The organism is Microbacterium sp. Y356, from assembly GCF_059445355.1.
In genome coordinates, this window is the sequence record NZ_JCAIUE010000001.1 from 1,712,928 (window position 1) to 1,733,197 (window position 20,270).

The following is a 20,270-nucleotide window of genomic DNA, read 5'->3' on the forward strand; positions in this document are numbered from 1 at the left end:
AGCGCGGGGCTTATCTCGTCATCCGTGGGTCCTCGGTCGGGTCTGCGTACATCTGAGGGCATCCGACGTCGAGTGCCTCCGGACGCAGTTCGTAGTGCCAGGACTCGTTCCCGTAGGTCTGGCAGAGGCCGTAATCGGAGCCGTGCTGCGCGAGCCAATCCAGCGCGCGCAGCGGTCCGATGTCGACGGCATCCCCCGTGACATGGGAGGAATTCTCCGGTGTCGCCACCCACCGTGCCGCTTCCTCTTCCGAACCGTAGGTCACAACGGCCTCGCGTAGCAGTTGCGCCTGCAACGCCTCCGAGCGCCAGCCGCTGTTGACCCAGAACTCGACACCGTCCGCTCTCGCATCCGTCGCTGCGCTGCGCACCGCGGCGATCAACTCCGGGTCGAGCCCCGCCACCGCAGGGGACGTCTCGTCGAAGACCGAGGGCTGCCCGCCGTCGCGGATGGCCCCGTCGGCTTCGGTGACCTCACCCGAAGCCTCGACTCCGCCGCTTGACGCGAAGGATGGGGAGGACGCCGAGGATGCCACCGCCAACGACTGCTGCACGGCGAAAGCCGCGATCACCACGAAGGCAAGTGTGGCGAGGGCGACCAGGACCCGGCGGCGTCGAAGTGTCGAGGGAGGCACAGAGGTAGTTTTCATATCTCCAGTGAAGACAGCCCGCCGTTGCCCTGTCGTATGCGGTTCTTCATACGCTCGCGATATGCGCCGATGCGTAGGATTCAGCCATGCGTGTGTTGATCGTCGAGGACGAGCCCTACCTCGCCGAGGCGGTGCGTGACGGTCTCCGGCTCGAGGCGATCGCTGCCGATATCGCAGGCGATGGCGACACTGCCCTTGAGCTGCTATCGGTGAACAGCTACGACATCGCCGTGCTCGACCGCGACATCCCCGGGCCATCCGGCGACGAGATCGCGCGCTGGATCGTCGACTCCGGCAGTGGTATCCCGATCCTCATGCTCACGGCCGCGGACCGACTCGATGACAAGGCCTCCGGCTTCGAACTCGGTGCGGATGACTACCTCACCAAGCCGTTCGAACTGCGAGAACTCGTGTTACGCCTGCGCGCACTGGATCGTCGCCGCGCTCATTCCCGGCCGCCGGTGCAGGAGGTAGCGGGGCTCAGGCTCGACGCCTTCCGCCGTGAGGTGTACCGCGACGACCGGTACGTCGCCCTCACGAGGAAGCAGTTCGCGGTGCTGGAAGTTCTCGTCAGTGCGGCAGGCGGAGTCGTCAGCGCGGAAGAGCTGTTGGAGCGCGCCTGGGATGAGAATGCGGACCCGTTCACGAACGCCGTGCGCATCACCGTGTCATCCCTGCGCAAACGATTGGGAGAGCCGTGGTTGATCCGCACGGTTCCAGGGGTGGGTTATCGGATCGATGCGGATGCCGAAACGGATGCCGCAGATGGCTAGGCGCCCTGGCATGAGCGCGCGGCTGAAGCTCACGCTGAGCTACGCCGGATTCCTCATGATCTCGGGCGTGCTGCTAATGGCTGTTGTCGCCCTGTTCCTGTTGCGTTACGTACCAGATGGGCAGATCAGCGGGCCTGGACCATTCATCCCCAATCGCTCCGACCTGCTCCGCGCGTTCACCCCGCCGGCAGTCGCCGCACTCCTTTTCCTCCTTGCGCTCGGCTTGGTCGGCGGCTGGTTTCTGGCAGGACGGATGCTGGCGCCACTCACCCGCCTCAACGACGCCGCACGTCTGGCAGCCGAGGGATCACTCTCGCATCGCGTTGACATGGCCGGTCCGAAGGACGAGTTCCGCGACCTCGCCGACGTGTTCGACACGATGCTGGCCAGGCTCGAAGCGCACGTCGAGGAACAGCGACGCTTCGCCGCCAACGCCTCGCACGAACTGCGCACGCCGCTGGCGATCTCGCAGACGATGCTCGAGGTAGCGCGAGACGACCCTGATCGCGACGTCGACGTACTCATCGATCGACTGAAGGATGTCAATGCGCGGGCGATCGCGCTGACCGACGCGCTTTTTCTGCTGGCGCGCGCCGATCGCGGCAACTTCGAACGACGCAGTGTGGACCTGTCTCTCCTGGCAGAAGAGGCCGTGGAGACCCTGCATCCGCTCGCCGACCAACGCGGCGTCATGCTCCGCATCCGCGGTACGACAGCCGTCACCGGCGGGTCGCCGACGTTGCTTCAACAGCTCATCGTGAATCTGGTCCACAACGCGATCGTGCACAACCTCACCGCTGACGGCTGGATCGACGTGCACACCGAGTCGGGACCCGCGGATGCGGTCGTGATCATCGAGAACACCGGCGAGGTCATCCCCGCGGGCCTCCTCGCGACACTGCGCGAGCCGTTTCAACGCGAGACGGCCCGATCCCGCAGCAAGGACGCGGCCCACGTGGGTACCGGCCTCGGCCTCGCGATCGCCGAGGGGATCACTCGCGCCCACGGCGGAACGCTAGAGCTGGAGTCACGAAGGAGCGGCGGGCTCGTCGTCACGGTGCGACTGCCCGCGTTGTGAGGCCGGCGGCACCTCGATGGGCTGAGAACGCACGCTCGGGCGGAGAAATACGGGAGAATTCTCCGCCCATCACTGCGAAGTCCGCCCGTCCGCGCGGGCGTGGCCCCGCAGCATCCGCTCAGCGACCGCGCCCAGCGCCTGGCGCAGCTCGTCGCCCTCGAGCACCTCGAACTCGATGCCACTCATCCCGATGTAAAGCGCAAACTCCTCGGGCGTACGGGACCCGGCGGTGAGAATGCTGGTGCCGTCGCCGCTGTCGACGACCTCGGCGATGGTGGCACCGAAATGCTGCGACACCACGGCTGCCGGCGCGTGCATCCGCAGCCGTGCGCGATAGGGGTACGGCGCCGTCGTGATGCTCCGAGTGGTGAACTGTCGCAGCGCCTCATCGGGGATGTCACGTTGCGGAAACTCATCCCGAAGCATCGCCGGCCGCCGCAGACGATCCACCCGCAGTGTGCGCCACGCCTCCCGCTCTGAGTCCCAAGCGACGAGGTACCAGCGCTCGGCGGTGTGCACGATGCGGTGCGCCTCGATGATCCGCACCGCCTCGACGCCGTCATGGCGCGTGTAGTCGATCCGCAGTCGCCGCCGCCCCGCGATCGCCGTGGCGAGAACGGTGATGACCTCGAAGTCGATGTCCTGTCGTCCCCCAGTGAGCGGCACCATCGCGCGCTCCACGTCGACGATCTGCTGTCTCGTCGATGGCGACAGCGACTGTTCCAGCTTCGCGAGGGCGCGCGCCGCGGCATCCTCCATCCCGGTGACCACGCTTGTCGCGGCCATCCGCAGCCCGATCGCGATCGCGACCGACTCATCGGGGGCGAGCGCGAGGGGCGGGACTTCTGCGCCGGCGCCGAGTCGATAGCCGCCGTGCCGCCCGCGCGTCGCTTCGACGCCATACCCGAGCTCGCGCAGATCGTCGATGTCGCGCCGCAGCGTGCGGTCGCTCACTTCGAGGCGCGCGCGCAACTCGGCGCCGCTCCACTCTCTGCGCACCTGGAGCAGTGAGAGGAGGGCGAGAGTGCGTCCGGTGGTTCGAGTCATGCCCTCATTCTGTTCTTGTATCAGGACACATTGTGACCGTTTACGGCGAGAGAGTGAAGACATGACCACGAACCAGACCGACGCTCGCGTCCAGCCCTTCCGCATCGAGATCGACGACTCCGCCGTCGACGACCTCCGCTCACGTCTCGCGAACGCCAGGTTTGAGCAGCCGCTCCCGGTCGACGACCGCAGCACCGGTATCCCGTCATCCGAACTGCGGACCCTCATCGCCCGCTGGGCGGCCCACGACTGGCGTGCGACCGAAGAACGGCTCAACGCCTTGCCCCAGATCATCACGAACATCGACGGTCAGAACATCCACGCGGTGCACGTGCAGTCGCCGCATCCGGATGCAACTCCGCTGCTGCTCATGCACGGTTGGCCCGGATCTTTCCTCGAGTTCGAGAAGCTGATCGGCCCGCTGACGGATCCGGTCGCGTATGGCGGCGAGGCATCCGATGCGTTCGATGTGGTGATCCCGTCACATCCCGGCTTTGGGTTCTCGATGCCGCTGGTCGGCCGTGATTGGAAGCGCAGCGACATCGCCGTCGTGATACTCGAACTGATGACCCGTCTCGGCTATGACCGCTTCGCCGTGCAGGGCGGTGACATGGGCGCCGGTGTCGCTCCGGAGTTGGGGCGCCTCGCACCCGACCGCGTGATCGGCGTGCACGCGAACGGCTCGCTCGGCACGTTCGTCGGTCAGATCGACGACGAGACTGCGGCTTCGCTCACGCCGTGGGAACGGGATCGACTGCGTCGGGTTGGCGAATTTATGCAGAAAGAGTTCGGCTACATCGCGATCCAGTCGACGCGGCCCGCACTGATCGGCGCGATGCTCGCAGACAGCCCCGTCGGTCAGTTCGCGTGGATCCTCGACAAGTTCCAGGAATGGACCCACCCCGCCGAAACTCCTGCAGCTGACCTCGTCGGCGAACAGTTCCTGTTCGACAACGCCTCGCTGTACTGGCTCACGTCCACCGGCGGCACGGCGGCATACGTCGGCTACGCCCAGGATGCCGGATGGGGCGCAGTGCCGGAGAGCTCGGGCGTGCCCACCGCCGTGATCGTGTTCGCACACGACGTGGGGCTGCGCTTCGCCGAGGAGAAGGCGAACAACATCGTGCGCTGGACGGACGTCGAGGGTCGCGGTGGGCACTTCGCCGCCCTCGAGGAGCCCGAACTGTTGCTGGGCGACGTGCAGGAGTTCTTCCGGTCGTTGCGCTGAGCCGACCTCGCGCCGCCTCGGGCTTCGCACCACCTCGGGCCTCGCGCCGCCCGGGGGTGCGTCGCCTTGGGCGGAGAACGCACCCATGGGCGGAGGAATTCTTTGGATTCCTCCGCCCATCACTGCGAAGTCCGCCCAACCGTGCGCGGCCTCGACGCTCGCGAACGCGAACGCGCGGCATATCTCGCGCAGCAGGCTCAGGCGACCTTGGCGCGTCGCGTCGCGGCAAGCTCCTGACCGTAGACCTTGGCCGACTTCTCAGCCTCACCCTTCAGCTCAAGAGCGACGTCGGCGAAGGCATCCATGGCCGGATTCACGCCGACGAGCGTGAACGGGCGCTGCACGACGCGCAAGTCGAGGCCCCAGACGTCTTCGAGCGCGCGACGCAGCCACGCAGTGGAGTGGTCCCAGCCTTCCTTGGGCGTGCCGGGGCCGTAGTTACCGCCGAGCACGGTGACGAGGGTCGCGGGCTTTCCCTGAAGCGCGGTACCGGTGGGGTCGGTGCGCGAATCCGTGTAGGTCAGGTCGAACCAGGTCTTGAAGTGCTGCGAGACGCCGTAGTTGTACAGTGGCACCGCGAACAGCAATGCGTCGGCGTCGATCAGCTCGTCGGCGAAGGTTGTCGCGAGGGCTCGCGCCTCGTTCTGGCGCTCCGTGCGCTGCGCTTCGTCGACGAATCCGGACGTGACGGCATCCGTCCACGCCGTCGCGGGGACCGGATCGGCAGCGACGTCGCGACGGGTCACCGTGGAATCCGGGTGGGATGCTGTCCACTCGGCTTCGACGAGGTCGGCAAGCGAACGGCTGGCGGACGTCGCGGGCAGGATGCTGGCATCCAGGCGGAACAGGGACATGAGGCGACCTTTCATTTTCGGAGTCGCTAGGTTTTTCTTAGCGACTTGCGTTAACGTAGCACAGGTATGATGGGGCTATGGCGGAAGCTGAAACAGCGATCCACGTGTGTGACGCCGCGGTCACACTGGCCTTCAGCGTGCTCGGAAAACGCTGGAACGGCATGATCATCTCAACGCTCGGTAGCGGCCCGACCACGTTCGTCACCCTGCGCCGCGCGGTCGCAGGCATCAGTGACACCGTGCTCTCCGACCGTCTCGCCGAACTCGCCCAGGCCGGGCTCATCGCCCGCACCGTCGATGATGGTCCACCGGTCACGGTGTCATACGCGCTGACCGCAAGTGGTGACGGTCTGCTGCCGATCCTCGGCCAACTCGGCACCTGGGCATCCGCAAACCTCGAGGTCCCCGCGCACTGACGGTGGCACCGGCGATGCTACGAACGTCGGACGTTGTTGCAGCTGTCGGAGCAATCAGGCCAAACGTTCCGTCAGGTGCAACACCCTCCGACAGATGTAACAGGCGAGGCAGAACTCACCAGGGGTTCGGCTTGTAGTCCTTCAGGAACACCCCGTGCACATCGACCCCGGCCTCGCCCTGCACGATCGGGTCGTAAACTCGGGCGGCGCCGTCGACAAGGTCGAGCGGGGCGTGGAAGCCCTCCTCAGCGAGGCGCACCTTGGTGGCATGCGGGCGCTCGTCGGTGATCCAGCCAGTGTCGACCGCGGTCATCAGGATGCCGTCCTTCTCGAGCATCTCGCCGGCGCTGGTGCGCGTGAGCATGTTCAGCGCAGCCTTGGCCATGTTCGTGTGCGGGTGCCCTGGACCCTTGTAGCGGCGCGAGAACTGCCCCTCCATCGCCGAGACGTTCACCACGTACTTACGGTGCGCGTCGGATGCCGCCATCGACGCCCGCAGACGGCTGATCAGCAGGAACGGCGCGGTCGTGTTCGCGAGCTGCACCTCGAGCATCTCGAGCGGATCGACCTGCTCGATCGACTGCACCCAGCTGTTCACGCTGTTGATGTCTGGCACGAGACCGCCGGCATCGATCGCCGTACCGTCGGCGTGCTTCGCCAGCGACGACGACCCGGGCGCCATCGCGAGGCGCGCGAGGTCTTCGGCGGTCAGAGCCTGCCCACCCTGCTCGGCGACGGTGCCGCCGAGGGCTGCGACAGACAAGAGCGGATGCGAGGCGACGGATGCCGCGAGGGCCTGCGGATGCGGATCGGCAGTGTGCCCGAACGTCTCCATCTCGGGCAGCGGTCCGTCCGGAAGCGGCTGTATCTCGGCATCCGCCAGCAGTGAGTATGCCCCCGGCGAGCGCCGCACAGTCTGCGCAGCGTTGTTGATGAGGATGTCGAGCGGGCCCTGAGCTGCGACCGAATCGGCGAGCGCGATCACCTGAGCGGGGTCGCGCAGGTCGATGCCGACGACGCGGAAGCGGTGCAGCCAGTCAGCTGAGTCGGGCAGAGATGAGAACCGACGGACCGCGTCGCGGGGGAACCGTGTGGTGATCGTGAGGTGCGCGCCGTCGCGGAGCAGCCGCAGCGCGATGTGCATGCCGATCTTCGCGCGTCCTCCGGTGAGCAGCGCACGCTTCCCAGTGAGATCGGTGCGAGCGTTGCGCTTGCCGTGGCTGAAGCGCGCACACTCGGGGCAGAGCTGGTGATAGAACGCATCGACCAGCGTGTACGGCTGCTTGCAGATGTAGCAGTTGCGGGGCTTGAGCAGCTCGCCCGCGATCGGAGCATCCGTCGACGTCTGCAGGTCGTGGCCGCGCGTTTCATCGTCGATGCGGTCGGGGGCGCCAGTGGCGGTGTTTGCAACGACCGCCCTGTCTGCCTCGGCGATCGCGTCACGGATCTCCTTGCGGCGCACACGCTTGACGGCCTTGAACATCGCGGCGGTCGCACGGCGGACGGCGACATAGTCGGGATGCTCTTCGTCGATCTGATCCATAGAGGCGAGTACGCGCAGTGTGGTCTCGAGATCCGACGGGTCGAGACCGTCGCCGAGGTCGCGGTCGTCGGCTACAGGCGCATCGGTCATTGGGCTGATTTTACGCGAGTGCGCTGGGAGAGTGCTCCCCGGGCAGACACTGCTGTGCGTCCGCCGATGACAGACGTCCGACTCCCGGCGTAGGGTCGCGTTATGGACCACCGCGCACACGCCATCATCCCGGCCTACCTGCTCTCGCGCCTGGCCGAGTCTGGGCGCTTCCCTCGAGCGGCAGATGCCGCACGCCAGACGCTGCTCGCCGGGCGCCCGCCGTACCGCGCCCGCATCAACCTGTCGATCGATGCAGACGGCGACCTCGTCGCAGAGCTGACGGATGCTCCGAACCGCACGATCAGCGACGCGCAGAACACCGAAAAGCTGCCCGGCCTCGTGATGCGCACCGAAGAGGAAGCGCCCGTCGACGACACCGCGGTGAACGAGGCCTTCGACGGCCTCGGTGCCACGTTCGAGCTGCTGCTTGCGGCGTTCCAGCGAAATTCCCTCGATGGTCTTGGCGCGGATCTCGACGCTACGGTGCACTACGGCGTTGACTATGACAACGCCTTCTGGGACGGCGAGCGCATGGTCTTCGGAGACGGCGACGGCGAGGTGTTCCGCGGCTTCACCGGGTCGATCACGGTCGTCGGCCATGAGCTCGCGCACGGTGTCATCCAGCACACTGCGAACCTCGAGTACCAGGGCCAGCCGGGCGCGCTGAATGAATCGATTGCCGATGTGTTCGGTGCGTTGACCGAGCAGTTCAGCGAAGGGCAGACCGCAGATCAGGCAACCTGGCTGATCGGAGCCGGGATCTTCACCGAAGAGGTGCAGGGCAGGGCGCTGCGATCGATGATCGAACCAGGCACGGCATACGACGACGACGAACTCGGCAAGGATCCGCAGCCCGCACACATGCGCGACTTCGTGAAGACCACGGAGGACAACGGCGGGGTGCACATCAACTCCGGCATCCCTAACCGCGCCTTCGCGCTCGCGGCGTCGACGCTCGGCGGCAACGCCTGGGAGCGAGCAGGCCTCACTTGGTATCGGGCGTTGACCGGGGGGTTGTCGAGCACAGCGACGTTCCGCCAGTTCGCGGATGCCACGCTCGCGGCCGCTGTCGACGATGAAACCTCGGCGGCGATCCGCTCCGCCTGGATGACCGTAGGAGTCTTTGAAGATGAGCGACGCAGCCCCGCAGAGTGAGTCGGACGACGACTCCACCATCCTCATCGCCGTCGTCCGCACCGGAGGCATCGCCGGCATCCGTCGTCGCTGGCAGGTCGAGCCGCCCCACGAGGAGATGCCCCAGTGGATCGAGCTGATCGATCGCTGTCCGTGGGAAGCGCCGTGCCCCAGCCCGCAGGGCGCCGACCGCTATATCTGGAGCATCCGCGCTCGCACCCCGGAGTCGCGGCACGAGCGCGACCTTCCGGAGTCTGCGCTCGATGGCCCGTGGCGCAGGCTCGTCGATGCCGTCCGCGACGCCAACCCCGACACGCGAGACGACCCCGACACGCCCTCTACTCTGAACGCTCCATCGCCACGCGCGTGACGGGCAGCGCTTCGGGGTGCTCCTGCTGCAACCAGGTGATGATCTTCTCGCGCACGAGACAGCGCAGATCCCACTGATCGTCCGAGTTCGCGGCCGAGATCTTGAACCGGACCGTCACGTACCCGCCCTCGGATCCAGTGACCAGCACGTTCGCGGAACGCCGGTCCCAGGTATCTGATGCCTCGATGATCTCCATGAACTTCTCGCGCACAGCATCCACCGGCACTCGCCAATCGAGGTCCATGAAGACGGTGCCGAGAATCTTGTCCGACCTCCGCGTCCAGCTCTCGACGGGACTCGAAGTGAAGTAGGTGCACGGCAGGATGAGCCGACGCTCGTCCCAGATGTAGACGACGACGTAGGAGAGATTGATCTCACCAATGCGCCCCCACTCGCCCTCGATCACAACCACATCGCCCACCCTGATCGCATCGGTGAACGCGATCTGTACGCCGGCGATGAGGTTGCCCAGGGTGGATTGTGCGGCAAGACCCGCGATGATGCTCACCACGCCAGCGGATGCCAGGATGCTGGTGCCGAGGGCCCGAACCTCAGGGAACGAGAACAGCACGGCACCGATCGCGAGGACCGATATCAGCACCACGACAAGTCGATTCAGCACAGTGAGCTGAGTCTGACGGCGCCGCGCCTCCGGGCTCGAACCATCCCGTGCACTGTCGTACTGCATGAGCCGTTCCATGCCGAAGGTGACGAGGGTCGACAACTCCCATGCCCCGACCAGTACAACAGCGATCAGCAGGACACGCTCCAGCACTGACCACCACGACAGCGTCGCGGGGGCCGTCGCGGCACACGCGATCCATCCAGTGATGAGGAATGCCAGCGTCATAGCGGGCACGCGGATGCGACGTTCCAGATCGCCGATCCAGGCCGAGCGTCCGCGTGCCCGGTTGGCGATGAAGCGCACGGTGATCACGAGCGCTGCGACAGCGACGATGCCTATGAGCAGAGCGACAAGCGTTCCCAGCCACGAGGCCCAGTCGACGTCGGATGTGGTGAGAGAAGCCATCTTCCCACCCTAGGCATGAGGGTCAGAGGCGACGCAACCCCCTTGCATCCGCGACGCGGACGGCGCACTCTGGAATCGCAGGAGGAACCATCCGCAGTAAGGGAGCTGTCATGTCGCAGAAGATCATCCCGAACATCTGGTTCGACCGAAACGCCGATGAAGCCGGTGCGTTCTACAAAGACGTCTTTCCTGGCGCTACGGCCACCGTCGGCGCGCGATATCCGGACGATGTGCCGGATTGGCAGGCAGACTTCGCGGGCAAGACCCTGACGGTCGACCTCGTGATCGACGGCTACCTGCTTACGCTGGTCAACGCCGGTGATGAGTTTCGGCCGAACGGCTCTGTGTCGTTCATGCTGAACTTCGATCCGCTCCGATTCCACGACGACCGGGATGCAGCCCAGGCGCGCCTCGACGAGACCTGGGCAAAGCTGTCCGACGGTGGTTCGGTGCTCATGGAACTCCGCGAGTATCCGTTCAGCCCCCGCTATGGCTGGGTGCAGGATCGCTACGGAGTCAACTGGCAGCTTCTGCTGACGAGCCCCGAGGGAGACTCGCGCCCGTTCCTGATTCCGCAATTGATGTTCGCAGGGCCGGTGCAGAACATGGCACGTGAGGCCGCAACGTTTTACTCCTCGCTCTTCCCGGATGCCAGCGTCGGCTTCATCGCGGAGTATCCGGAGAAGACGGGACCTGCGGATGCCGGCAGCGTGATGTTCGGCGAGTTCCGCCTGGCCGGGCAATGGTTCGCGATGATGGATTCGGCCGTCGAGCAGGACTTCACTTTCACCTGCGGCGTCTCGCTCGAGGTGCGCTACGCAGATCAAGCAGAGCTCGACAGATATTGGGATGCGCTCACCGCCGTGCCCGAGGCCGAAGTGTGCGGTTGGCTCGCCGACCAGTACGGACTCAGCTGGCAGATCGTGCCGGAGAACATGGGTGAACTCATGTCCCGGTCAGGTGCGTACGAGAAGATGATGGCGATGAAGAAGCTCATCATCGCCGACTTCTAAGGAATACATGGGACTGTTCACGCAAAAACCGGAAGAGAAGACCTCCTGGGCCGCATTGCCAGGCGAGCCGCTGGAGCGCGAGGGATCCGTCGATTCCCTGCCCGAGTCAGACGTTTCCCCGCTCAGCCTCGGATTGGGAACGGGCGTCACTTCGATCTCCGTCCCGGTGGTGCCGCCGGAGCCCTCCGACGAGTGATTCCGGCCGCACGCCGAGCCCGACGAACCGTCCGGTGAGTCGGGTCAGCACGGGGTGATCGCGCAACTGTCGCAGCGGCAGTGGCAGCGGCCCGTCCGGGGCACGCTCTGCCATCAGCGGGCGCTGCATGCGACGCTGAACGAACTGCGTAATGCGGGTCGGACGGCTTCGACGCCTTTGCACGCGCCGCAGATCCGAAACGGTCGGTCGGCCCTCTCGCAGAATCGGGCCGAGGATGCGGGCGGCCGCCACGGCATCCTGGATCGCAAGGTTGATGCCGACTCCTCCGGCGGGCGACATCGCGTGGGCGGAGTCGCCGATGCACAGCATCCCGTCGGTGTACCAGTGGCGCAGCCGCTCCAGTCGCACCTGCAGCAGGTGCACATCGTCGAGCGAAGTATCGACGACGGCCTCTCCCATTCGAGGTGAGATGCGCGCGATGCGCTCCTTCATCCTTTCGACGTCGTCCGGCACACCCGTCCAACTGCCCGCGGGGATCACGTGCGCGATCTGGAAGAACTCCCCGCGATCGATCGTGATGATCATGCCCGCCCCCGCCTGAACGAACGGATAGGTTTCACCGGGGTGCTTGACGAGCCGCAACCACAGCACGTCCATCGCCGCGGCGCCTCCGATCGGGTTGAGACCGGCGGCCGCTCGGATGTCCGAATCGCGACCGGATGCGTCAACCACGAGGCGGGCGCGGACGCTGACTGGCCCATCCAGCCCTGAGCCCGTGATGCCGACCACGCGGCCGCCTTCCCGAGTGAGCCCATCGATCCGGGTCGAACGGAGTAGATGGAATCCCGGATGCCGCGATGCGGTGTCGGCCAGCAAGTCGAGGAAGTCCCACTGCGGCATGAACGTCATGACCTTGCGCCGGGTGGGGAGGTGGGTGAAGTCGGCCAGCGTCAGTACGGTGCCGTGCCAGCTGATCGAGACGCGCGGCATGTCGGCGTGCGGTCTGGTGAGGAATTCGTCGAGAAGATCGAGCTCGCCGAGAAGCTCCTGGGTGGAGGGGTGGATCGTGTCGCCGCGGAAATCGCGCAGGAAGTCGGCGTGCTTCTCGACGACCGTGACCTCGAGTCCCTGGCGCATCAGGAGCAGCGCCATCATGAGTCCGGCGGGGCCCCCGCCGACGATCACGCAGTCGGTATCAATGTGGATGCTCATACCTTCACGATCGCCCCGTGCGTGTCATGATGCGAGCATGGTCAATAAATCTCCTGGCCGGCCACGGGGCGACTCCACTGCGCGTCAACGACTGCTGAATGCCGCGCATCAGCACTTCGAAGCCGGAGACCTGACCTCGACGTCAGCGAGGATGCTCGCCGACGAGGTGGGCGTGAGTCACACCCTGGTCAATTACCATTTCGGTTCCCGAGACGCTCTGATCGCAGCAGCCGTCTCGCTGCGCGCGGCCCCGCATCACGTCGTCGCCGCGGCGACCGATGAGGACGGGCACATCGATCTCACTCGGCTCGTGCGCGGACTCGTCGCCGTGTGGGAGCATCCGGAAAACGGTGCTCGTCTGGTGGAGTTCGCCCGTCGTCTCGCCACCGGCGATGAACGCTCGCCGGCGCTCATGTCGTACCTGCAGCACACAGTGTTCACGGCGTTGGTGGCGGAGTTCGGTCAGGAGCGCGCCCGCCGGATGGCGACAGCGATCATCGGCGTGATCTTCGCGCGCTACGTGCTTCAGCTGCCGGCGATGACCGCGCTCACACCCGCGCAGGTGGCGAAGCATCTGCTGTCGATGCTGCGTTGACGCCTGACCCGCTGCCTGGCGCCGGATGCCGAGCGCCTCGCTCGGAGATGTGCGCTTCCGTCGGACGAATTCGCGCGATTCCTCCGAGGAACGTGCACATCTCCGAGGTTGGCGCACGCATCGTCGCCCGATTCGGTCGGAGGACACCGGCACGGCATCGTACGGTTGAAGGATGACGATCACCGCCGCGGCAGACGGCTCCGCCCTGGGAAACCCCGGGCCCAATGGCTGGGCCTGGTACATCGACGATGCGAATTGGGCAGCAGGCGGTTCACCGCACGGCACCAACAATCAGGGCGAGCTGCAGGCGGTACTCGAGCTGCTGATCGCGACCGCCGGCACGGACGAGCCGCTGCTGATCATGTGCGACAGCAAGTACGTCATCGACTCCATCACCAAATGGATGCCGGGATGGAAGCGCCGCGGATGGCGCAAGGCCGACGGCGCCCCTGTACTGAACCGCGAGCTCATGGAGTCGCTGGACGAGGCGATGCAGGGCCGCAACGTGAAGTTCGAGTGGGTCAAGGGTCACGCCGGCCACGATCTCAACGAGGCCGCAGATGTGCGCGCGAACTCTGCCGCGAAGGCATACCAGGCGAAGCAGGAGCCGAAGCGTGGGCCAGGGTTCACCATGGGATCGGGTGCCAGCGCCGCCGCGCCCGCCGCCGCGGTTGTCGCACCGCCCGTCGCAGCATCCGCTCCAGCCCCACGCGTCGCAGTCCCACCCGCCGCAGCCCCAGCCGCCGCTCCACTGTGGGCCGAAGCATCCAGTCTGTTCGACAGTCTGGACGACTCGCTCGAGACCGAGATGGGGCCCGTCGACCTGCGCGTCACGCTCACATCCGATGAGCACGCGCGACTGCGCGACCGCGCCGACGCCCAGGGAATCTCGCTGGAAGAGGCGCTGCGCCGCCTGATCTGACCTTCGACCGGGTCAGGGATCGTTCAGTCGCTGACTGAGCGCATGAACCTCGCTGGCGAGCCGACGACGATTGCCTTCGAGGGGACATCCTTGGTGACCACCGAAGCAGCACCGATCACGGCATCCTCCCCGATCGTTACTCCTGGAAGAATCGTCGCGTTCGCCCCGATCCAGACGTTACGTCCGATCACGACAGGAGCGGGATGCAGGTCGGTACGACGACTCGGCGCGAGATCATGGTTAAGCGTGGCGATGACGACGTTGTGGCCGATAAGGCAGTCGTCGCCGATAGTGATGCCACCCTGGTCTTGGAACTTGCATCCGGAGTTGATGAACACTCGCTTGCCGAAGGTGATGTTCTTGCCGAAGTCCGATGAGAACGGCGGAAACAGTGTGACTGTCTCATCGACGGGCTTCCCGATCAGCTCGGCCAGCAGGCTGCGCACCCGCTGTGGCTCGTGATAGCCGCCGTTCAACTCGCCAGTGATGCGCAGTGCCTCCTGACTGGTTCGATGCATCACTTCGTGCAGCGGCGAGGCGCCCGTGATGGTGCGTCCGGCATCCAGTTCGCGCAGAAGGTCGATGAGTTCCATGCTCCCTCTCTACCAGAGAAGACTCACACCCCGGCAGTCATCCAGGCCACGACCACATCACCGATCATCGAGCGGAGGTGATCGCGACGCTCCTCGGCGAGCAGGTCACGGTCGAACAGGTACCCGAACGTGTGCTGATTGGCGACCTGGAAGAAGCAGTACGAACTGATCAGCAGGTGCACGTCGAGGGCGTCGACATCCGAGCGCACAGTGCCCTCTTCGCGCCCGCGCTCAAGCACGACCTCGAGCACATCAACGGCTGGCTGGTTCAGAGTGCGCAGCCCGTCAAGTCGCTTGATGAACTCACCGTGGTGGATGTTCTCAATCGAGACCAACCGGATGAACTCGGTGTGATTTCGATGATGGTCGTAGGTGAGCTCGGCGATCTGGCGCAGCGCATCAACGGGTGGCAGATCGCCGGCGTGGATCGACTGCTCGGTTTCACGGATGCCGCGATACGCGTTCTCGAGCACCGCGAGGTAGAGCTGCTCCTTGCCGCCGAAGTAGTAATAGATCATCCGCTTCGTCGTCTGCGTGCGCTCGGCGATCTCGTCGACCCGGGTGCCCGCGTAACCTGACTCAGCGAAGGCTTCAGTGGCGACCGCGAGCAGTTCCGCACGTGTGCGCTCGGCATCGCGCTTGCGCACCACTGGTTCGGTCACGGCATCCGTCATCACTTCTCGTTCCCCTCGGCACCCTGATCAGTTGCCTGTGCACACATCATGCCTCACCCGCGAGCACGCGCCGCGGATTCACCACCATCAACTGCTGCAGTGTGGCCTCGTCGACCCCGGCCGCACTCAACTGGGGCAGCACAGTGTCGAACAGGTGCGACATATGCCACGACGGCACGTGGGCGGCACGCCATGACGGCGGAGTCACTCTGCTGAACACGGCAGCGTCGTGCGACAGTACGATGTGGTCGGCGTATCCGGCATCGAGCAGTTGCAGCAGCATCCGCACACGATCTTCATCGCGTGCGACGTGCTCCATTCCGAAGCGGTCAAAGCCCACGAACGAGCCGCGATCGGCGAGCCCGCGCAGGTAAGAGATGTCGGTCGAGTCGCCGCTATGCCCGATCACCACTCGGTCGAGCGGTACGCCGAGGCGCTCCAGTTCGTCCTGCTGCGCGGATCCGCCGCGGGATGCCGCATGCGAATGCGTCGTGATCGGAACACCGGTACGCAGATGTGCCGCAGCGGCAGCCGCGAACACTCGTGCAGCGTCGGGCGTCAGGCCCGCGGTATCCGAGGCGATCTTGATCATCCCCGCGCGCACCGAAGTGCCTGCGATCCCCCGTTCGATATCACCAACGAAGAGGGCTTCGAGCGGGTCAGGGCCGTCGACGACGAGCCCCGGCCCGTTCAGCCTGAAGAACGGCGGAAGAACCTCTGCGGCGTAGCATCCGGTCGCAGCCACGATCTGCACCTGCACACGTGCCGCAACCTCGGCCACCCGCCGCACGTCACGGCCCAGTCCGATCACGGTGAGGTCCACGACCGTGCGCACGCCCTGCTCGTACAGTTTCGTCAGAAGCGTCACAGCGCGTTCGATCATCGCCTGCTCATCCCATTCCGGATGAGGCATATTCACATCGAGCTCAGGGTCGGTGACGAAGATGTGCTCGTGGATGAGAGTCACCCCGAGCGCATCTCCGTTCACCTCCCCCGTGAACGTCGGTACCGAACGCGTCATGCAGGAAGAATCACTCCGAGGTGGAGCGAATTGCCTCGTACACCGTGAGCGAATCGCCGGTCAGAACGCCGGAGAGGTATTCCTCGGCCTTCTCACTGAATACGTCGCGATCGACATCCTCGATGACCTCCCAGTCATCACCGGTACGCCATTCCTCGAGGAGCGTCTCCTCGTCTTCGGCGACGCAGGTGGTGACCTCAGCGACGGCCTTCTCAGTGGCCGCGGTCAGGGCTTCCTGCTGCTCGCTGCTGAGGTCGTTCCAGATCGGGCCCATAATCACCAGGTTGGTGTTGAGCTGGTGCGAGCTCATGCTGACGTAATCCTGAACCTCTTTCAGGTTCGAGGCGACGATGTTGGTGATCGGGTTCTCCTGACCATCAACGGTGCCCTGTTGCAGCGCGAGGTAGAGCTCTTCGTAAGCGACCTCGGTGGCCTCAGCGCCGAGCGCCTTGGCGTTCATGAGGAACTGCGGCGAACCGGGGAAGCGCATGCGCAGACCCTCCAGATCCGCTGGCGTACGAATCGGGACGTTCGCGGTGAACTGCCGCGCACCCGCCGACCATGCGCCCAGCGTGTGCACGCCGGATGCCTCTTCGAAATCCGCGGTGACGGTGTCGGAGGCGTCACTCGCCATGAAGGCGGCCAGGTGGTCGGCATCGTCGAAGGCATAGGCGGCGTCGAGCACGCTGATCGGCTCATAGACCGCGCCGAGTGCCGAAGCACCCTGGATGTCGATGTCGATGTCGCCGGATGCGACCGCGGCGATGCGGTCGGCGTCGCCTCCGAGCTGGCTGGACGGGAAGATCTCGATCTCGAGGCCGACGTCTGCGGCTGTGACCTCATCGGCGATGACCTGCGCGCCGCAGCGATGCTGCGGCTGGTCTTCGTTGTAACTGTGGGCGAGTGTGAGCTTCTGCGTGGCGGCGGCGTCGCCGTCACCGGCGTCGGATCCGGTGGTGCCGTCTCCTGCGCTCGAGCAGGCGACCAGCATCATTGCCGGTGCCGCGACCAGGGCGAGCCACATTGTTCGCCGAGTGCGTCGTGCATTCATGATTGTTCTCCTCTTTCTGCTGCTGTTGGTGGTGCTGTCTGTAGTGCTGGTCCCGGCGTGGCGGGGTTCATGGTCGCCTCAGTGGCGACCAGGTCATTCAGGTCGGCAAGCATCGCCTTTCGGTCTGCGCGCTCCCCCGTGAAAATCTCGAAGGCGTCAGCCGCCTGATGCATGGCCATGCCGAGCCCAGACATGGTGCGGATGCCCCGGGCGCGTGCTGCCTGCAACAGTGCGGTGTCGACGGGGCGATAGACGATGTCCGCGACGCGGATGCTGTCCGGCAACAGCGCCACATCGAACGGCGTTCCGGGGTGAGCGGCCATGCCGATCGGCGTCGCATTCACGATCAGATCGGCTTCACCCAGCAGGGCCGCCAGATCTTCGACGCCGGCCGCCCTCACGTTCGCTCCGGCCACATTCGCTCCGCGCAGCGCGCGAACCTGCGCGGCGAGCACCTCGGCACGCGCAGTCAGCTGGTCGATCAGCACAAGCTCATCGATTGGATGCTGCGCCAAGGCCGTCGCGACCGCCGAGCCAGCACCTCCCGTGCCGAGCAGCACGACGCGTCCGAGTCGCTCCGCCCCAAAGGCATCCTTCAACGCGGCGGCGAAACCCGTCACGTCGGTGTTGTGGCCGACAGTTCCGGCATCCGTAAATACGACCGTGTTCACCGCACCCACCGCACGTGCGTTGTCGCTGAGATCGTCGAGCAGCGGAACGATCGACTGCTTGATCGGATGCGTGATGTTCAGCCCGTTGTATCCGAGGCGGCGGGCAGAGGCGAGCAGCGCGCTGAGCGATTCAGTCGTGCCCTCATTCGGCGCAAGATCGATCGTGCGATACACGTAGTGCATGCCGTGCCGCGCGCCTTCGTGCTCGTGCATGGCCGGCGTGAGCGATGGAGTCACGCCCTCGCCGATCAGGCCGATGAGCACGGCCCTACGGCGAGCGTCGACGACTGTCGCAGGCGGCGCGAACGTCATAGCCCCAGCACCCCCGGCAGCCACATCACGGCGTTCGGGAACGCGATGATGAGCACGCAGATCACGAGCAACGGGATGATGAACGGCAACGATCCGCGGAATACGTCGCCGATGCGCGTTTTCGACACCGCGGCCGTGACGAACAGCACGGTTCCGACCGGCGGGGTGAGCAGGCCGATCATGAGCGACAAGATCATCAGCACACCGAGAACGATCGGATCGATACCGATCTGGTTCGCGATCGGCAGGATGATCGGCACGGTGAGCACGAGGATGGCCGTCGCGTCGATGACAGTGCCAAGGATCAACATGACAACGGTCACGAGGATGAGGAACACCGTCGGGCTGTCGGTGATTGTGAAGACCAGCTCGGTGATCATCTGCGGCAGACGCTCGAGGGCGAGGATGTAGCCGAGCAGCGAGGCGGAGGCCACGATGATCATGATCGACGCGGTGATGGTGACGGTCTCGGTGAGCGCCTTGATGAAGCTCTTCAGGCTCAGCGAGCGCTGCACCAGGCCGACGAAGATGATGTAGACGACGCCGACGGCGGCCGCCTCTGTCGGGGTGAAGAATCCGCCGAGGATGCCGCCCAGGATGATGAACGGCGCGACGAGAGGAAGGATGACGCCCTTCGTCGAGTCCAGGAACTCGGCCTTGTTGAAGGTGCCCTTCTTGATGTTCGGCATGCGCCGCACGAGCACCCAGACCACGATGCACATGCCGATGGCCATGAGTATGGCGGGGATGACGGATGCCGCGAACAGTGCTCCAGTCGACGCGGCGGCGAGCCCGGCGTAAATCACTGCGGGGATGCTCGGGGGCATGACTGGTGCGATGAGGGATGAGGTTGCTGACACCCCAGTGGCGAAGCGGCGACCGTACCCTGCGCGGATCATCGCGGGGATCTGAACCTTGCCGAGGGCCGCAGCATCCGCAACAGCGGAGCCACTCATCCAGGAGAAGCCGACGCTGGTACCGACGGCGACATACCCGAGGTTTCCACGGATGTTCGCGAGCCCCTCCTGAGCGAACCGGAAGAGGCGGTCTGCGATGCCGGCGTGATTGGCGAGTGCGCCGAGGAAGATGAACAGGGGGACGGCAAGCAGTGGGAAGCTGCTGGCTGCGTTGGTGACTGTGCGCAGCGCCATGCCGACCGACTGGCCTTCGATGGCCATATAGACCAGCGACGGGCCGAGGAAGGCGAAGGGCACCGGCACGCGCAGCGCCAGAAGCAGAGCGATCGCGAGGGCGAGAAGGAGAAGAGTCATAGTCCTGCGGCCTCCGGGAGATCTTCTTCGACATCGGCGGCCACTGGGCCGTTTCTTGCGATATCGAATGCCGAGATGAGCGCGCGGATTGTGGTGCTGATCGTGCCAATGAGTACGGGGACGTAGACCCACGACATCGGGATGCGCAGCACGGGCGACTTCACGATTCCTTGAGTCGAGACGAGTGCCCATGCTTCGAGGCTGAGCCCGAAACCGGCAGCAGCGACGACCAGGAGTGCGAAGACCTGGATGATGCGCACCACCATGGGGTTGCGGATCGAGTCGACGAGCTCGAGGGCGATGTGGCCGTGGCTCGTGACGAGTATGCCCATCGCGGAGAAGGTTGCCCAGAGCAGGGCGAAGCGGGCGAGCTCACCTGTCCACGCGATGCTCTCGATCGGCAGGTAGCGCTGCAGTGCCTGGTAGAAAACCAGAACCAAGATGACCATCACGGCGACAGCGCCGATGGTGAGTTCTATGCCGGTGATGACACGCGCGATGCGGCGCAGTGTGCCGGTGCGTTGGGGTTGATGTTCTTGAGTCACGACGCCTTTGTCCCTCGAGTT

22 protein-coding genes are annotated in these 20,270 nt (G+C 65.4%); 9 read left to right on the forward strand and 13 right to left on the reverse strand.

All coding sequences use genetic code 11. The features are described from left to right. Positions 1 to 10 precede the first annotated feature (10 nt). Positions 11 to 634 (reverse strand): M15 family metallopeptidase, encoded by a 624-nt coding sequence (locus AC1C2Q_RS08185; protein WP_495449690.1) that lies wholly within the window; start codon positions 632 to 634, stop codon positions 11 to 13. A 101-nt stretch (positions 635 to 735) separates the two neighbouring features. Between AC1C2Q_RS08185 and AC1C2Q_RS08190 the strand changes: the two genes are divergently transcribed. Beyond that, positions 736 to 1,422, forward strand: a complete 687-nt coding sequence (locus AC1C2Q_RS08190) for a response regulator transcription factor (RefSeq protein WP_495430608.1) — start codon at positions 736 to 738, stop codon at positions 1,420 to 1,422. Between the two features lie 10 nt (positions 1,423 to 1,432). After that, a complete protein-coding gene (locus AC1C2Q_RS08195) occupies positions 1,433 to 2,500 on the forward strand; it encodes a sensor histidine kinase (protein WP_495449691.1) in 1,068 nt (355 codons plus the stop codon). Positions 2,501 to 2,569: 69 nt separating this feature from the next. Here the strand turns inward: AC1C2Q_RS08195 and AC1C2Q_RS08200 are convergent, their stop codons facing one another. Further along, positions 2,570 to 3,547, reverse strand: a complete 978-nt coding sequence (locus AC1C2Q_RS08200) for a helix-turn-helix transcriptional regulator (protein ID WP_495449692.1) — start codon at positions 3,545 to 3,547, stop codon at positions 2,570 to 2,572. A 61-nt stretch (positions 3,548 to 3,608) separates the two neighbouring features. Here AC1C2Q_RS08200 and AC1C2Q_RS08205 point away from each other — a divergent pair, with 61 nt between their 5' ends. Next, positions 3,609 to 4,775, forward strand: coding sequence for an epoxide hydrolase family protein (locus AC1C2Q_RS08205; protein WP_495449693.1), 1,167 nt, complete (start codon positions 3,609 to 3,611; stop codon positions 4,773 to 4,775). A 197-nt stretch (positions 4,776 to 4,972) separates the two neighbouring features. Here AC1C2Q_RS08205 and AC1C2Q_RS08210 read toward each other — a convergent pair whose 3' ends face one another. Next, positions 4,973 to 5,629, reverse strand: coding sequence for an FMN-dependent NADH-azoreductase (locus AC1C2Q_RS08210; RefSeq protein WP_495449694.1), 657 nt, complete (start codon positions 5,627 to 5,629; stop codon positions 4,973 to 4,975). 77 nt (positions 5,630 to 5,706) lie between these two features. Here AC1C2Q_RS08210 and AC1C2Q_RS08215 point away from each other — a divergent pair, with 77 nt between their 5' ends. Next, a complete protein-coding gene (locus AC1C2Q_RS08215; RefSeq protein ID WP_495449695.1) occupies positions 5,707 to 6,045 on the forward strand; it encodes a winged helix-turn-helix transcriptional regulator in 339 nt (112 codons plus the stop codon). Between the two features lie 115 nt (positions 6,046 to 6,160). Here AC1C2Q_RS08215 and AC1C2Q_RS08220 read toward each other — a convergent pair whose 3' ends face one another. Then, positions 6,161 to 7,678 (reverse strand): SDR family NAD(P)-dependent oxidoreductase, encoded by a 1,518-nt coding sequence (locus tag AC1C2Q_RS08220; RefSeq protein WP_495449696.1) that lies wholly within the window; start codon positions 7,676 to 7,678, stop codon positions 6,161 to 6,163. Between the two features lie 102 nt (positions 7,679 to 7,780). Between AC1C2Q_RS08220 and AC1C2Q_RS08225 the strand changes: the two genes are divergently transcribed. Together AC1C2Q_RS08225 and AC1C2Q_RS08230 are read left to right on the forward strand one after the other, a co-directional pair. Beyond that, positions 7,781 to 8,833, forward strand: a complete 1,053-nt coding sequence (locus AC1C2Q_RS08225) for a M4 family metallopeptidase (RefSeq protein ID WP_495449697.1) — start codon at positions 7,781 to 7,783, stop codon at positions 8,831 to 8,833. Continuing rightward, positions 8,808 to 9,182: a protealysin inhibitor emfourin gene (locus tag AC1C2Q_RS08230; protein ID WP_495449698.1), complete on the forward strand. Its 375-nt coding sequence runs from the start codon at positions 8,808 to 8,810 to the stop codon at positions 9,180 to 9,182. Before AC1C2Q_RS08225 ends, AC1C2Q_RS08230 begins: the two co-directional genes overlap by 26 nt. Here the strand turns inward: AC1C2Q_RS08230 and AC1C2Q_RS08235 are convergent. Then, on the reverse strand, positions 9,151 to 10,212 hold the full coding sequence (locus tag AC1C2Q_RS08235) for a mechanosensitive ion channel family protein (protein ID WP_495449699.1): 1,062 nt from the start codon (positions 10,210 to 10,212) through the stop codon (positions 9,151 to 9,153). The genes AC1C2Q_RS08230 and AC1C2Q_RS08235 overlap by 32 nt on opposite strands. A 110-nt stretch (positions 10,213 to 10,322) precedes the next feature. Here AC1C2Q_RS08235 and AC1C2Q_RS08240 point away from each other — a divergent pair, with 110 nt between their 5' ends. Then, positions 10,323 to 11,225 carry a VOC family protein gene (locus AC1C2Q_RS08240; protein ID WP_495449700.1) on the forward strand — a complete coding sequence of 301 codons (903 nt, stop codon included), beginning with the start codon at positions 10,323 to 10,325 and terminating at the stop codon, positions 11,223 to 11,225. A 106-nt stretch (positions 11,226 to 11,331) separates the two neighbouring features. Here the strand turns inward: AC1C2Q_RS08240 and AC1C2Q_RS08245 are convergent, their stop codons facing one another. Further along, entirely contained in the window at positions 11,332 to 12,594 is a 1,263-nt protein-coding gene (locus tag AC1C2Q_RS08245) for an FAD-dependent oxidoreductase (protein ID WP_495449701.1), read from the reverse strand. A gap of 37 nt (positions 12,595 to 12,631) precedes the next feature. On the opposite strand from AC1C2Q_RS08245, the gene AC1C2Q_RS08250 reads away from it, so the two are divergent. Together AC1C2Q_RS08250 and AC1C2Q_RS08255 are read left to right on the forward strand one after the other, a co-directional pair. Then, positions 12,632 to 13,189: a TetR/AcrR family transcriptional regulator gene (locus tag AC1C2Q_RS08250; RefSeq protein ID WP_495449702.1), complete on the forward strand. Its 558-nt coding sequence runs from the start codon at positions 12,632 to 12,634 to the stop codon at positions 13,187 to 13,189. Positions 13,190 to 13,361: 172 nt separating this feature from the next. After that, positions 13,362 to 14,111 carry a ribonuclease H family protein gene (locus AC1C2Q_RS08255; RefSeq protein WP_495449703.1) on the forward strand — a complete coding sequence of 250 codons (750 nt, stop codon included), beginning with the start codon at positions 13,362 to 13,364 and terminating at the stop codon, positions 14,109 to 14,111. 23 nt (positions 14,112 to 14,134) lie between these two features. Here the strand turns inward: AC1C2Q_RS08255 and AC1C2Q_RS08260 are convergent, their stop codons facing one another. Genes AC1C2Q_RS08260 through AC1C2Q_RS08290 form a run of 7 tightly spaced genes read right to left on the reverse strand, consistent with a single transcriptional unit; the run spans position 14,135 to position 20,249 of the window. Continuing rightward, the gene (locus tag AC1C2Q_RS08260; RefSeq protein ID WP_495449704.1) at positions 14,135 to 14,704 is read right to left on the reverse strand and encodes a sugar O-acetyltransferase; all 570 of its coding nucleotides are present in this window, start codon (positions 14,702 to 14,704) and stop codon (positions 14,135 to 14,137) included. A 23-nt stretch (positions 14,705 to 14,727) separates the two neighbouring features. Then, positions 14,728 to 15,378: a TetR/AcrR family transcriptional regulator gene (locus AC1C2Q_RS08265; RefSeq protein ID WP_495430635.1), complete on the reverse strand. Its 651-nt coding sequence runs from the start codon at positions 15,376 to 15,378 to the stop codon at positions 14,728 to 14,730. 46 nt (positions 15,379 to 15,424) lie between these two features. Beyond that, positions 15,425 to 16,399, reverse strand: a complete 975-nt coding sequence (locus AC1C2Q_RS08270) for a phosphotriesterase family protein (RefSeq protein ID WP_495449705.1) — start codon at positions 16,397 to 16,399, stop codon at positions 15,425 to 15,427. 10 nt (positions 16,400 to 16,409) lie between these two features. Further along, the gene (locus AC1C2Q_RS08275) at positions 16,410 to 17,450 is read right to left on the reverse strand and encodes a DctP family TRAP transporter solute-binding subunit (RefSeq protein WP_495449706.1); all 1,041 of its coding nucleotides are present in this window, start codon (positions 17,448 to 17,450) and stop codon (positions 16,410 to 16,412) included. Beyond that, positions 17,447 to 18,433 carry a shikimate dehydrogenase gene (locus AC1C2Q_RS08280; RefSeq protein WP_495449707.1) on the reverse strand — a complete coding sequence of 329 codons (987 nt, stop codon included), beginning with the start codon at positions 18,431 to 18,433 and terminating at the stop codon, positions 17,447 to 17,449. Before AC1C2Q_RS08280 ends, AC1C2Q_RS08275 begins: the two co-directional genes overlap by 4 nt. Further along, complete coding sequence (locus AC1C2Q_RS08285; RefSeq protein WP_495430639.1) at positions 18,430 to 19,704, reverse strand: TRAP transporter large permease; 1,275 nt, start codon at positions 19,702 to 19,704, stop codon at positions 18,430 to 18,432. Before AC1C2Q_RS08285 ends, AC1C2Q_RS08280 begins: the two co-directional genes overlap by 4 nt. After that, positions 19,701 to 20,249 carry a TRAP transporter small permease gene (locus AC1C2Q_RS08290; protein WP_495430640.1) on the reverse strand — a complete coding sequence of 183 codons (549 nt, stop codon included), beginning with the start codon at positions 20,247 to 20,249 and terminating at the stop codon, positions 19,701 to 19,703. Before AC1C2Q_RS08290 ends, AC1C2Q_RS08285 begins: the two co-directional genes overlap by 4 nt. Between the last annotated feature and the right edge of the window lie 21 nt (positions 20,250 to 20,270).